10 protein-coding genes are annotated in these 12614 nt (G+C 60.5%); 2 read left to right on the top strand and 8 right to left on the bottom strand.

The genetic code is table 11. The features are described 5' to 3' along the window. From ACIOWE_RS04820 to ACIOWE_RS04805, 4 genes are all read right to left on the bottom strand, one after another. The gene (locus ACIOWE_RS04820; protein ID WP_401388001.1) at nucleotides 1-1218 is read right to left on the bottom strand and encodes a mandelate racemase/muconate lactonizing enzyme family protein; all 1218 of its coding nucleotides are present in this window, start codon (nucleotides 1216-1218) and stop codon (nucleotides 1-3) included. A gap of 1 nt (nucleotide 1219) precedes the next feature. Further along, nucleotides 1220-2539, bottom strand: coding sequence for a nitrate/nitrite transporter (locus tag ACIOWE_RS04815; protein ID WP_401387998.1), 1320 nt, complete (start codon nucleotides 2537-2539; stop codon nucleotides 1220-1222). A gap of 82 nt (nucleotides 2540-2621) precedes the next feature. Further along, complete coding sequence (aldA, locus tag ACIOWE_RS04810) at nucleotides 2622-4046, bottom strand: aldehyde dehydrogenase (RefSeq protein ID WP_401388180.1); 1425 nt, start codon at nucleotides 4044-4046, stop codon at nucleotides 2622-2624. A gap of 173 nt (nucleotides 4047-4219) precedes the next feature. Then, nucleotides 4220-5152: a LysR substrate-binding domain-containing protein gene (locus ACIOWE_RS04805; RefSeq protein ID WP_401387995.1), complete on the bottom strand. Its 933-nt coding sequence runs from the start codon at nucleotides 5150-5152 to the stop codon at nucleotides 4220-4222. A 186-nt stretch (nucleotides 5153-5338) separates the two neighbouring features. Here ACIOWE_RS04805 and ACIOWE_RS04800 point away from each other — a divergent pair, with 186 nt between their 5' ends. Together ACIOWE_RS04800 and ACIOWE_RS04795 are read left to right on the top strand one after the other, a co-directional pair. Then, complete coding sequence (locus ACIOWE_RS04800) at nucleotides 5339-6517, top strand: hypothetical protein (RefSeq protein WP_401387992.1); 1179 nt, start codon at nucleotides 5339-5341, stop codon at nucleotides 6515-6517. Nucleotides 6518-6870: 353 nt separating this feature from the next. After that, entirely contained in the window at nucleotides 6871-7746 is an 876-nt protein-coding gene (locus ACIOWE_RS04795; protein WP_401387989.1) for a LysR substrate-binding domain-containing protein, read from the top strand. Nucleotides 7747-7853: 107 nt separating this feature from the next. On the opposite strand, the gene ACIOWE_RS04790 is transcribed toward ACIOWE_RS04795, so the two are convergent. The 4 genes from ACIOWE_RS04790 to fae form a co-directional block, all read right to left on the bottom strand. Beyond that, on the bottom strand, nucleotides 7854-9218 hold the full coding sequence (locus ACIOWE_RS04790; RefSeq protein WP_401387986.1) for an MFS transporter: 1365 nt from the start codon (nucleotides 9216-9218) through the stop codon (nucleotides 7854-7856). 163 nt (nucleotides 9219-9381) lie between these two features. Next, complete coding sequence (locus ACIOWE_RS04785; RefSeq protein WP_401387983.1) at nucleotides 9382-10815, bottom strand: NAD-dependent succinate-semialdehyde dehydrogenase; 1434 nt, start codon at nucleotides 10813-10815, stop codon at nucleotides 9382-9384. Continuing rightward, on the bottom strand, nucleotides 10812-11846 hold the full coding sequence (locus ACIOWE_RS04780) for an aldo/keto reductase (protein ID WP_401387980.1): 1035 nt from the start codon (nucleotides 11844-11846) through the stop codon (nucleotides 10812-10814). The genes ACIOWE_RS04785 and ACIOWE_RS04780 overlap by 4 nt, the downstream gene beginning before the upstream one ends. A 10-nt stretch (nucleotides 11847-11856) precedes the next feature. Then, the gene (gene fae / locus ACIOWE_RS04775) at nucleotides 11857-12369 is read right to left on the bottom strand and encodes a formaldehyde-activating enzyme (protein WP_401387978.1); all 513 of its coding nucleotides are present in this window, start codon (nucleotides 12367-12369) and stop codon (nucleotides 11857-11859) included. Nucleotides 12370-12614: the final 245 nt, after the last annotated feature.

Here is a 12614-nt window from a genome sequence, read left to right as displayed (position 1 = left end):
TCAGCCCTTGGCTGGCGATGTGTCTTTGACGTCCGCAGGCGTCGGGGCCATTTGCAGGTGCAGGCGCTGGCCGGTGTACGGCGAATGCTTGCGCACGACGTCCATGTTCAGCTCAACCCCGAGGCCCGGCTCGGTGGACGGAATGATGTAGCCGTCCTCCCACTGCAACGGCTTCTTCAAGATCTCGGCATGGAAGCCGCCCCAGGTCTCGATGCTTTCCTGGATCAGGAAGTTCGGCGTGCAGGTGGCGAGCTGAAAACTCGCCGCCGCGCCAATCGGCCCGTTGTACAGATGCGGGGCAATTTGCGCGTAGTAGGCCTCGGCCATGCTGGCGATTTTCTTGGCTTCGAGCAGGCCGCCGCAGCGCGCCACGTTCATCTGCAGAATCGACGCACCGCCGGCCTGCAACAGCTTGAAGAATTCGTACTTGGTGGTCAGGCGCTCGCCGGTCGCAATCGGGATGCTGGTCTTGGCCGCGACTTGCGCCATCGCCTCTTCCTGCCCCGGCGGCACGGGTTCTTCGAACCACAGCGGGTCGTATTTTTCCAGACGCTTGGCCAGACGGATGGCCGAGGACGGCACCATTTGCCCGTGCGTGCCGAACAGCAAATCGCACTTATTGCCCACTGCTTCGCGGATCTTGCGGCAGAAGGTTTCGCAGCGCTCGAGCACTTCCAGCGAGATCTGGTGACCGGAATACGCCGTGTACGGGCCGGCCGGGTCGAACTTCAACGCAGTGAAGCCTTTGTTCATGTTCTCGACCGCGCATTCGGCCGCCAGGTCCGGGTCGTCGTAGTCGTACTCGCCACGGCTGTTGACCGGGTACAGGTAGGTGTAGGAACGCAGGCGCTCGTTGACTTTGCCGCCGAGCAATTCGTACACCGGTTTGTTCGCCGCTTTACCGATGATGTCCCAGCACGCCATCTCCAGACCGCTGACCACACCCATCATGGTCAGGTCGGGGCGCTGGGTGAAACCGCTCGAATAGGCCTGACGGAAGAAGCGTTCGATGTGGTGCGGATCCTGATCGAGCAGGTAGCGTTCGAACACGTCCTCGATGATCGGCAACATGGCTTTCGGGCCGAAGGTCGCGGCATAGATCTCGCCGACACCTTCGATGCCGCAATCGGTCTTGAGCTTGACGAACAGCCAGTACATGCCACCGATGTGCGGTGGTGGTACGGCGACGATGTGGGTTTCAAGGGCGACGATTTTCATCTCAGGCACCTGTTTTGTTCAAAGATTGGCGATTGATTCGGGCACGCAGGGTCACGGCAGCGAGCGTGCCGATCAGGCCGATGGCGGCGATGTAGCCGAAGTAGAGCTTGTAGCCGAGGGCACCGGGGAAGTGCTCGGTGAGGTAGCCGTTGATCAGCGGGATAAAGGCATCCGGCATGTAACCGACCACCGAGACGATGCCGATGGCCAGGCCGGTGATGCGCAGCGGAATGTTGCAGCTGTCGAGGATCGCCCAGTACAGACCGCGAATCGCATAGGTCATCAGACCGATGAAAATCACCGTGGCAATCAACAGGCCCATGCTGTTCAGCGCCGGGAAAACGATCAGTCCGACGATGGCCAGGCTCGCCAGCAACAACGCCACGATCAGCACCGAAATATTCGAAAACTTGTCGCCGAGCCAGCCGCCGCCGATGCCGCCAATCGGGCGCATCCACAGTTTGATGGTGGTGATGGTGCCGGCCATGACCGCAGTCATGCCGCTGCCTTGCAGGTAGTCGGAGAAACTGTAGGTGGCCCAGAAGATGTGGTAACCGCAGAACACAATGGCCGTGACCAGCCACAGCTCGGGAATCTTCACCAGCGTCGCCAGATCGCTGAGCAGGTTGAACTTGCCCTTCTCCACCGCTGGCGTTTCTTCCATCGACTTCGGATCCTTGATCAACACCAGCACACAGCCGATGGCGATACAGGTGAAGGCGTAGAGATAGACCACATGGCGAAAACCTTCAGCGCTGGACTCGCCACGGGTTTCGGTGGCGAAGGCAAACAGCCCCAGCGCAACGGTTGCCAGCAGCGCCTCGACCAGGCCACGACCGCCGTCAAGGATGCCGAAAAAGCGTCCCTGCTCGGTGTGGTGGGCGATCATTTTCACGCGTTTGAGCACCGAGGCCCAGAAGGTCAAACCGGTGGTCAGCCCCCAGCAACCGAAGATGATCATCAGCCCGGTCAGCGACGGCGCCGTCGAGTACCAGAGACCCAGCGCCCCGGTCGCCACCAGCGAGAAGAAAATCAGGAAGCGCGGCGCAATACGATCGGCCAGCCAACCGCTCGGCAAGTAACTGAGCAGGAAAATCGTACCGAGCATCGAGTACAGATAGCCCAGTTCACTGTGGCTGATCTGGAACACTTCGAGCATGGTCGTCTGATAGACCTGACGCAGGTACAGAATCGGATAGATCGCACCGGCGGCGAGCACCAGCAACATCAATTGGAAATAGCGACTTCCCTTGTCGCTCGGGCTTTTCACAGCCGAATCGGAACCCTGAACAGCGGCAGCAGAGGATGCATGCTTGGACATTGAAGTGACCTCGGGCGACCCGGTGTCCGGGCGCCCCTGATAATTGTTTTTATAGGTGCAGCGTGAGGCGTGGTGCAGTGGATCAGTACTTCATGACCACGAGTCGGGTCTGGGTGAATTCGAGCATGCCGTGCTTGCCGTCATCGCCGCCCAGGCCTGAGCGTTTCCACCCCGCGTGATAACCCTGATACGGATCGGCCGGGGTGCGATTGACGTACAACTCGCCGGCCTCGATGGCGTTGGCGACTTTCTGCGCGGTGCGGTAGTTCTCGGTGTAGAGCACCGAGGACAGACCGAACTGGTGATCGTTGGCCATGGCCAGCGCTTCGTCGATGTCGCGGTACTTGAGCACCGGCAGCACCGGGCCGAAGATTTCTTCCTGGACGATTTCCATGTCCTGGCGGCAACCGCTGAGCAAGGTCGGCGGGTAGAAATGCCCCGGGCCTTCGGGCAGCACTCCGCCGCTTTCGAGGACGGCGCCGTCGGCGATGGCGCGTTCAACCATGGCATGGATGTTCTTCTGCGAACTGGCGTTGACCAGCGGCCCCATCAGACTCGCGTCTGTGGCGCGGTCGCCGAATTTCACTAGTGCAATCTTGGCCTTGAGCAATGCGAGGAATCGGTCGTAGACGCTTTCCTGCACGTAAACCCGCTCCACCGCCGTGCACAACTGGCCGCAGTGGGTGGTCTTCGACGCGATGATCGCGCTGGCCGCTGCTTCAAGATCGGCGTCGGCCTCGATGATCGCCGGGGTCTTGCCGCCCAGTTCCAGCGACGGTTTGGCGATATTGGCCTTGCAGTAATCGAGGACGATCCGCCCGGCGTTGACGCTGCCGGTCAGGGTGATCAGGCCCACGGCCTTATGGGTGCAGACGGCCGCTGCGGTGGCGTGATCCATGGTCAGAATATTGATCACACCCGCCGGCATGCCCGATTGCTGTACCGCTTTGGCAATTTCGAACGCCGAGGTCGGCGTGTTGTTGCTCGGCCGCACCACCACGGTATTGCCGGCAATCAGCGCCGGGGCGATTTTGCGCAACAGGGTGTAGACCGGGTAGTTGAACGGAATCAGGCAGGCGACGACGCCAATGGGTTCGCGGTGCAGAAACAGGTTTTCGTCGGGGCTGTCGCTCGGAATGATTTCGCCTTCGATGCGGCGTGCCCACTCGGCGTGATACCGGGTGATCTGCGCCGCATAACGGGCTTCGTTGCTGGCGTCGCTGACACTTTTGCCGGATTCGGCGGCCAGGGCGGCGCCGATGGCTTCGGCGCGATCTTCAAGGGCGGCGGCAAACGCTCGCAGATGCTCTGCGCGTTCGATACTGGTGAGTCGGCCCCAGGCTTTCTGCGCAATGGCTGCGGCCTCGACCGCGACGGTGGCTTCTTCAGCGGTCGCCGCCGAGACATGGCCGAGCAGCGCTTCGGTGGCCGGGTTGTAAACCGCGATCAGCGCCGCGCTGGCAGGCTCGATGAATTGGCCGTTAACAAAATTTCGCTCGGTTCGCATGTGCATCGCCCATCGTTTGTTTTTATCAATGCCGCCAGTCTTGTCATCGATGGCGACTTCAACAAACGATTTATCCGGCGAAGAAACATTCGAAAAATGCAGGTTACTCCGAAGTACACCCCTGCCCCCTGTGGGAGCGAGCCTGCTCGCTCCCACAGGGAACCACGGGTTTATCAGATGGCTGCGGTCGAAGGCTCTAACTGGCGCTGTGCGAGCCAGATCTCTTCCTGCAGCCACTGACTGAACAGTTGCAACTGCGGCGTCTCGGTCTGCTCCGGCCGGGTCACCAGCCAATACGATTGATGCCCTTCAACATGCACGTTGAGCACTTGAGTCAACTGCCCGCTGGCCAGTTCGGCCGCGACCATGTGCCAGTCGGCAATGGTGATGCCCAGGCCATCGGTCGCCGCCTGGATCGCCAGGTCGAGCAGATCGAATTCGTAACCGCCCTGAGTATCGACGCCGTGGATGCGTGCGGCGTCGAGCCAGTGCTTCCAGGTCAGGTAGCGCTGATCTTCCTTGGCCAGCACATGCAGCAGCGTCAAGCGATTGAGATCAATGCCCTGCTCGCCGCCCTCACGGGCGTACAGCGAGGGCGCGCAGACCGCGATGTGGCGTTCCTGAATCAGCAGCGAGCTGTCGAGGCCGTCCCACTCACCGTCACCAAAACGAATCGCACAATCGAGCGTGCTGGTTTCCGCGAGACTGTCCTGCAAGCGCGTGGTGATGCTCAGTTCCAGCTCCGGATGCTGCTCGCGAAGTCGCCCCAGACGCGGCATCAGCCAGCGACTGGTAAAGGTCGGCGGCGCATTGACGTGCAGACGATTGGAATGGGTTTTCTGCTGGATACTGCGCACCGTCAGCTCGATCTTGTCGAACGACTGGTGCAGCGCACGCAGCAGAATCTTGCCGGCAGCGGTCAGTTCCAGATGATGGTGACGACGCTCGAGCAGGCTCTCGCCGAGCTGTTCTTCCAGCTGCCGCACCTGACGGCTGACTGCGCTCTGGGTGACATTGAGCAACTCGGCGGCGCGGGTAAAACTGCCGGTGCTGCCGGCCACTTCGAACGCTTTGAGCGCATTCAGGCCTGGCATTTTGCGTTTCATATCGAGGTACTCGAAAACCACTGACAAGGCGCAGAGCATCCCACGAACCCGCCAGATTGTCCTACAGCCTTTTGCCGGTAACATGCATTCAACGCAGGTTTGCCCGACGTTTTTATCGTTTGTCCAACAATCGGCGGCTGGCAAAACTGCGCGGCATCTCTAATAAAAACAATCGAGAGCCGCGCCATGCCCTTCTCTGCTTCTTTTCGTCTGCGCACCACTTCGATCGCGTTGTTCTGCAGCGTTGCCGCCCCGGCGATGGCCGTTCAGGTCACCGACAATCTGGATCTGGGCGGCGCCATTCGCGCACGCTGGGACGTGGACCCGGATCGCGACATTCAAAAGTTTGGCCTCGACACGGTCTTCCTCAGTGCCAAATACAACTCGGACAGTTGGATCGGCGAGGCGCAGTACCGCTTCTACGGTCGTTCCTACCCTTACAAGTACACAAAAAATTACGGCGACATCCGCTTCGCCAAGTTCGCCTGGGCAGGTTATAAATTCAATCCGGAGCAGCAGGTGCAGGTCGGCTTGAACACGGTGCCGTTCGGTTTGCAGCCGTACTTCGGCAGTACGTTTTACGAAACCCTGGGCAACGTCATCGGCCTTGAGGATGTGCAACAGGTCGGCGCCAAGTACATCCAGCAAAGCGGCGACTGGAACCTTCAGGCCGGTTACTACCTGCGCCCGGCGTGGCAAGGCAAAGGCACCAGCAACGGTGTGACCTATTCCAGCGTGGTCTCCGAAGCGGACAGTTATGTCGCCGACGGCAGCGCCAACCAGGAACGCAACACCGTGGTCCTGCGCGTCGCCCGATCACTGGACTTTGGCCCGTGGAAATCCGAGGTCGGTCTCTCCGGTCTGACCTCAACCCTCGAGAACAAAGACACCGACAATGACGGCCGACGCAACGCCGTGGCCGTGCACTACCTGGGCAAGAACGGCCCATGGGGCGTGCAGTTGCAGGCCGCACGCCAGCAGATGTCGCCGCGCAATCCCGGCAGCGACGAAGTGGTCACGCTCGGCGGTTACGACGGCACCTACAACGTCGCCAGTCGCGGCAATCTGTACGTGGCCGATCTGAGTTACGACGTCGCCGGCAAATACCTGTTCGACCAGATCAGCGGGATCAAGCTTTACGCCAACTACAGCGCCTTCGACAAATCCGCCGAAGGCTACAAGACCTCGCAACGGATGATCCTCGGCAGCTCGTTTTCGGTGAGCAAGTTGTGGGTCGCGGCCGAATGGCTGATTGGCCGGAATGATCCGTACATCGGCGGCAGCAGTTACACGCAGAGCCTGGGCGCGGGCGGGCTGGATCAGTGGGAAAACCAGATGTATGTGAACGTCGGGTATTACTTCTGACGCCCGAACTTTCAGCGCCTGAAAGTCAGCCATCGCTGGCAAGCCAGCTCCCACAGGTATCACAGTGACCGCAAATATTGCGACCGCCATCAATCCTGTGGGAAATGTATGTGAACGTCGGGTATTACTTCTGACGCCCGAACTTTCAGCGCCTGAAAGTCAGCCATCGCTGGCAAGCCAGCTCCCACAGAGTTGATGGCGGCCGCAATATTTGCGGTCACCTTGATACCTGTGTGTGGGGCTTGTCTGCGATGGCGTCCGACCAGACAACACTTGCATCAAACCCTCACCGATAGTCAGATAGGCTCATATCAAAACAACAATAAACCGCCCGATCCCGGAGTTCTGCCTCCATGCGTCAACTGCCCTCCCTCAACACCCTGCGCGTGTTCGAAGAAGTCGCGCGCCACCGCAGTTTCAGTCAGGCCGCCCTTGGCCTGAACGTCACTCAGGGCGCGGTCAGCCGCCAGATCAAACAACTCGAAGACTACCTCGGCGTCGCGCTGTTCGTGCGCACCCCGCAAGGCCTGTCGCTGACCGAAGCCGGCAGCAACCTCAAACCGCATCTGGCTGAAGCTTTCGACCACATGGAACGCGCCCTGCAAGCCGTGCGCGTGCCCAATCTGCGCCAACGCCTGCGCGTACTCGCGCCGCCCACCTGGGCGACTCGCTGGCTCTCGCCACACTTGCGTGCGTTCTGCCAGCGCTACCCGGATATCAGCCTCAGTGTGACCAATCAGGCCAGCCACGACAGCCTCGCCGAAATTGATTGCCACATCCGTTTCGGCCTCGCGGCGTCGACGCACTGCGCCAGCCAATTGCTGGTGATGGAACGGCATATCGCGGTGGCCAGCCCTGAACTGTTCGACGGCGAGCAAGCGCCGGATCTGCAGCAATTTCCGCTGCTGCACATCCTCCACGACGGCAAACGCCTGAAGGTCTGGGAAAACTGGCTGGCGGCCATGGGCCGTGATGACATTGATGCCGCCCAAGGCCTGGAATTCAGCACCCTGGACCAGGTGATTCACACCGCACTGGCGGGTGGCGGCCTGGCGGTGATCGACCGGCAGATGATCGAAAAGGAACTGGCCAACGGCAGCCTGTTGCCGATCACCCCGATTGAAGTGATCGGCCCGTATGGTTATTGGCTGGACGTGGCGAATGACAAACAAGGCCTGTCGAAGGTGAAGCTGTTCACCGACTGGCTGAGTCTGGTGAGCAATCCCTGAAACACCACAGACCCACTGTAGGAGTGAGCCTGCTCGCGATGAGGGACTGACATCCAGCATGGATGTCGACTGAAAGACCGCTATCGCGAGCAGGCTCGCTCCTACAGTTAGATTTGTGTGGCGACTTTGGACACTGTGATGACACCCGCCTCCACTGGACTCTGCGCCTTGCACGCCTGACTCAGCGTCAGCGACTTGGTCTCCGGCGCCCAGGCCCACGACAGCAGCGCGCCGATGGCCAGAATCGCCGCGAGAATGCCCATCGTCGGGCTCAGGCCGATGCCCGCCACGCTCACCGGCAACAGAAAGGTACTAACCGCCGAACCCAGGCGGCTGACCGCCGTCGCCAGACCAATGCCGCTGGCGCGCACTTCGGTCGGGAAGCTCTCTGCCGGGAACACACCAACCAGGTTGCTCACCGCCGACAGCACCAGCGTGAACAGGCCGAACACCAACACCATCAACCACGCCGCACTGCTAGGCAACACCGCCAGCAGAAACAGCGCCACCGCCAGAATGATGAACGAGTTGATCAGGAACCCGCGACGGGTGAACTTGATCGTGCACCAGATGCCGATCAGCGCGCCGAGGATCAGCAGCAGATTGAGCATCAGCTCGGTGCCGAAGCCTTCGGCCAGGCCCATTTTCTGCAGGATCGACGGCAGGAACGTGTAAATCGCGAAGTACGGCATCACGATGCAGACGAAGAACAGGCAGTTGAACGCCGTGCGTTTGCGGTACTCGCGACTGAACAGCACGGCATAACCGGAACGGGTTTCCGTTGAACGGGTTTCGTCGAGCTCGACGTTGTCGCCCAAATGCTTTTTGACGATGGCTCGCGCCTCGGCAATGCGCCCCTGATTGACCAGCCAGCGCGGCGATTCCGGCGTACCGATGCGCGCAATCAGGATCAACGCTGCCGGGATGGCCGACGACGCCAGCATCCAGCGCCAGGCATCATCGCCAAGGCTGAGCATCGCGGTGCCGACGAAGGTCGCGGCCACATAACCGAAGGTCCAGATCACGCTGAACGAACCGAGTAGCACGCCACGATGTTTCTTCGGCGAGAACTCGGCGAGCATCGCATGACCGACACTGAAATCGCCGCCCAGGCCGATGCCGATCAACACCCGACAAAGGAACAGGCTCATCGCGCTTTCGACGTAGAACTGCATCACCGAGGCGATGGTGATCAGCACGAAACTGACGAGGAAAATCTTCTGCCGGCCGACCTTGTCCGAGATCCAGCCGAAAAACAGGCTGCCGAGAAACAGCCCGATCAGCGCCGACGCGCCGATCAAGCCCTGCCAGAATGCATCCAGTTGCATCTGCGGACTGAGCAAGGTGAACGCGATGCCGATCAGGCCAAGGATGTAGCCGTCGGTGAAGTGCGCGCCGAAGGTCAGGCCGGCGATCTTGAGGTGGAACCGGCCGATGGGCAGGTCGTCGATTTTTACCGGTTGAGCGGACATGTTCGTCTCCAATTGTTGTTATTGACGGAGAAACGGAAAGCGCTTGTTGTTTCAAATGTGGGAGCGAGCCTGCTCGCGAAAGCGGAGTGCCAGTCAACATGAATTCAACTGATCCACCTTCATCGCGAGCAGGCTCGCTCCCACAAGGGGACTTTCGCCGGACTCAGAGACCGCCCATCAACAGGTATTTGATCTCCAGATAGTCATCCAGACCGTACTTCGAACCTTCACGCCCAAGGCCCGATTCCTTGATCCCGCCGAAAGGCGCCACTTCCGTGGAAATGATCCCTTCGTTGATCCCGACCATGCCGGCTTCCAGCCCTTCGGCCATGCGCCAGACCCGGCCGATGTCGCGGCTGTAGAAGTACGCCGACAACCCGAATGGCGTGTCATTGGCCCGCGCCAGCACTTCAGCTTCATCCTTGAAGCGGAAACACGCGGCCACCGGGCCAAAGGTTTCGTCCTGAGCGATGAGCATGTCGCCGTTGACTTCGGTGAGGATGGTCGGTTCGTAGAAGGTGCCGCCGAGGGCATGGCGACGACCGCCGCACAACAGCGTGGCGCCCTTCTCCAGCGCATCGCTGACATGACTTTCGACCTTGGCCAGCGCGGTGACGTTGATCAGCGGTCCTTGTTCGGTGTCGCCGTCCAGCGCACTGCCAACCCGCATCGCCGCCACCGCTTCGGCGAGCTTGCCGGTGAAGGCTTCGTAGACGCTGTCCTGAATAAAGAAGCGATTGACGCAGACGCAGGTCTGCCCGGTGTTGCGGAATTTCGAGGCCATCGCGCCTTTTACGGCAGCGTCGAGATCGGCATCCTCGAAGACAATGAACGGCGCGTTGCCACCCAACTCCAGCGAGACCTTTTTCAACGTGTCGGCGGCCTGGCGCATCAGCAATTTGCCGGTGCGCGTGGAGCCGGTGAACGACAGTTTGCGCACGATGCTCGACGCTTGCAGGGCGCCGCCAATCGCCACCGCATCACCAGACACGATGTTGAACACGCCCGGTGGAATGCCGGCCTGCTCGGCCAACACTGCCAAGGCGAACGCCGACAACGGCGTTTCCTCGGACGGCTTGAGAATCATCGTGCAACCGGCCGCCAGCGCCGGGCCGACCTTGCGCGTGACCATCGCCAGCGGGAAATTCCACGGAGTGATCGCGGCGACCACGCCGATGGCTTCCTTGACCACAATGATCCGCGCATCGGCCTTGTGGCTGGGGATCACATCGCCGTAAGCGCGTTTGGCTTCCTCAGCAAACCACTCGAGAAAACTCGCCGCATAGACCACTTCGCCCATGGCTTCGGCCAGCGGCTTGCCCTGTTCGCGACTGAGCAGGGTCGCCAGTTCTTTTTGCTGGGCGAGCATCAACTCGCTCCAGCGCTTGAGGCGTTGACTGCGTTCCTTGGCGGTCAATTTGCGCCACGCCGGCAAGGCGCGATTGGCTGCCTCGATGGCTCGGTTGGTTTCTTCGGCGCCGGCCTTCTGCACGTCGGCAATCAACTCGCCGTCAGCCGGGTTGCGCACCGCGTAGGTTTCGCCACCCTGCTCCCACTGGCCATCGATGAAGTTGCCGTGACGGATCAGATCGCTCATGCCACCGCCCCTTGCAAAGTGAAACGCTCAAGGCCCGGACGCGCCGTGCGCAGGATGCGTTTGCCGGCGGTGTAATCGTTGATCACGTCGCACGGGGTGTAATTGCGCTCAAGCTCATGCAGCTCGTCAGCATCGAGTCGGGTGTCCAGCGCTGCCAGCGCACTGTCAAATTGCGCCGTGGTGTCGGCGCCGACCAGCATGCAATCGACGCCCGGATGATTGGCCACCCAGGCCTGCGCGATCTGCGCGTTCGACACACCGCGAGCGCGGGCAACACGTTGCACCGAATGGGCGATTTCGAAGGAAGCTTCGTCGCTGTACATCTGCTGGGTGAAGAAGTCGGTCTGGTTACGCGTCGACTGCACATCACCGGTCAACAGACCGCGCGCCAGCGGACTGAACACCGAGACACCGAGGCCCTGATCCTTGCAGAACGGGATCATCTCGCGCTCTTCTTCGCGGTAAGCGCAGTTCAATTGCAGCTGCATGTTGATCGGTTTGACCCAGCCGTTGCGCTCGCAGGCCATGAGGATTTTCGCCAGTTGCCCGGTGAGCATGGTCGACACGCCGATGTAACGGGCCTTGCCGGAGCGCACGATGTCGTTCAGCGCGCTCATGGTTTCTTCAACCGGGGTGTTCACATCGAAGTAATGCAGCATGAACACATCGACGTAATCCATGTTCAGACGCGTCAGCGACGCATCGATGCTGTCCATGATGTGCTTGCGCGAATGGCCGCTGGCGTTGATGCCGTTGCGGGTGCCGTAACCGACTTTGGTGGTGATCACCAGGTCTTCGCGACGGGCCAGACGCTTGACGATGCGGCCCACGACTTCCTCACCGACGCCGGCGGAATAGAAGTCGGCGAGGTCGATGAAGTTCACGCCGTTAGCCAAGGCGTGCGCGACGATCGGCTCGCTCTGTTTTTCGTTGAAGATCCACGGTTTCCAGTCCGGTGTGCCCATGTTCATGGTGCCCAGGCACAGACGCGAAACCTGCAGGCCGGAGTTGCCCAAACGGATGTATTGCATGGCGCTGACCTCAGGCTTTTGGTGTGTAGAAAGGGTTGCTGATGTGGTTGACCACATCTTTGAGCTGCGCAGTTTCCGGCTTGCCGGTCAGAGCGGCGCGGATCGCCGTGCGGCAGGCGTTGTAGTTGTTCAGGTACACCGCATCGAGATCGTCGCAAGCCGGGTTGACCCAATTGGCGGTGACGATCGCCCATTCGTCTTCGGCTTCCGCCGGCAGCGTGCCGTCGAGCAGCGCTTCGAGCACGGCTTTGGCGATGCCGGCCTGGGACGCGCCCCACGTCGCGTTGCCGTGCAGGTCGCTGCTGATCGCGGCTTTGTTGACATACAAAGTCATCGGCTTGACCGGAATGTTCGGCTGGGCGATCACCATGAACGGGCAATGGCCCTGGCTCGGCGATGCCAGACTGTTGGCGAACGCCTGCCCCGCCGGGCCATTGCGCGGGCCGATCAGAATATTGATGTGCGCGGCGTTCACGCCCGGGCCTTCGAAACCTTCACCGATGTACAGGTCGAGTTCTTTCATCAGTCATTACTCTTTTGCGATACGAGGGATGGTCGATAGCTCACGCAGGCCGGATGGCGAGCGCGGTCAATAACGGGCGTGGGGAGAAGCGGCGGGAGAAATACGACATGGCTGCAAACGCTCTCTGGTTGTTATTGATGAGCTGTGTTTGCGATTTTTTAACACCGGGTCACGGGCCGGCCGTAACCATTAAAAATCATGGGGCAATGACTTTTAGTCATAGCCCTGAGAGCGGGCAAAAAAAA

This window comes from Pseudomonas sp. NPDC087598, assembly GCF_044743525.1.
GTDB lineage: Bacteria > Pseudomonadota > Gammaproteobacteria > Pseudomonadales > Pseudomonadaceae > Aquipseudomonas.
Note: the sequence above shows the minus strand (reverse complement) of the source record. Positions and strands in the feature narration are given on the sequence as shown.

Excerpts from the sequence above, each read along its gene's own strand:
- ACIOWE_RS04820 (WP_401388001.1), bottom strand. The coding sequence starts at position 1,218 with ATGAAAATCGTCGCCCTTGAAACCCACATCGTCGCCGTACCACCACCG.
- ACIOWE_RS04815 (WP_401387998.1), bottom strand. The coding sequence starts at position 2,539 with ATGTCCAAGCATGCATCCTCTGCTGCCGCTGTTCAGGGTTCCGATTCG.
- aldA (WP_401388180.1), bottom strand. The coding sequence starts at position 4,046 with ATGCGAACCGAGCGAAATTTTGTTAACGGCCAATTCATCGAGCCTGCC.
- ACIOWE_RS04805 (WP_401387995.1), bottom strand. The coding sequence starts at position 5,152 with ATGAAACGCAAAATGCCAGGCCTGAATGCGCTCAAAGCGTTCGAAGTG.
- ACIOWE_RS04800 (WP_401387992.1), top strand. The coding sequence starts at position 5,339 with ATGCCCTTCTCTGCTTCTTTTCGTCTGCGCACCACTTCGATCGCGTTG.
- ACIOWE_RS04795 (WP_401387989.1), top strand. The coding sequence starts at position 6,871 with ATGCGTCAACTGCCCTCCCTCAACACCCTGCGCGTGTTCGAAGAAGTC.
- ACIOWE_RS04790 (WP_401387986.1), bottom strand. The coding sequence starts at position 9,218 with ATGTCCGCTCAACCGGTAAAAATCGACGACCTGCCCATCGGCCGGTTC.
- ACIOWE_RS04785 (WP_401387983.1), bottom strand. The coding sequence starts at position 10,815 with ATGAGCGATCTGATCCGTCACGGCAACTTCATCGATGGCCAGTGGGAG.
- ACIOWE_RS04780 (WP_401387980.1), bottom strand. The coding sequence starts at position 11,846 with ATGCAATACATCCGTTTGGGCAACTCCGGCCTGCAGGTTTCGCGTCTG.
- fae (WP_401387978.1), bottom strand. The coding sequence starts at position 12,369 with ATGAAAGAACTCGACCTGTACATCGGTGAAGGTTTCGAAGGCCCGGGC.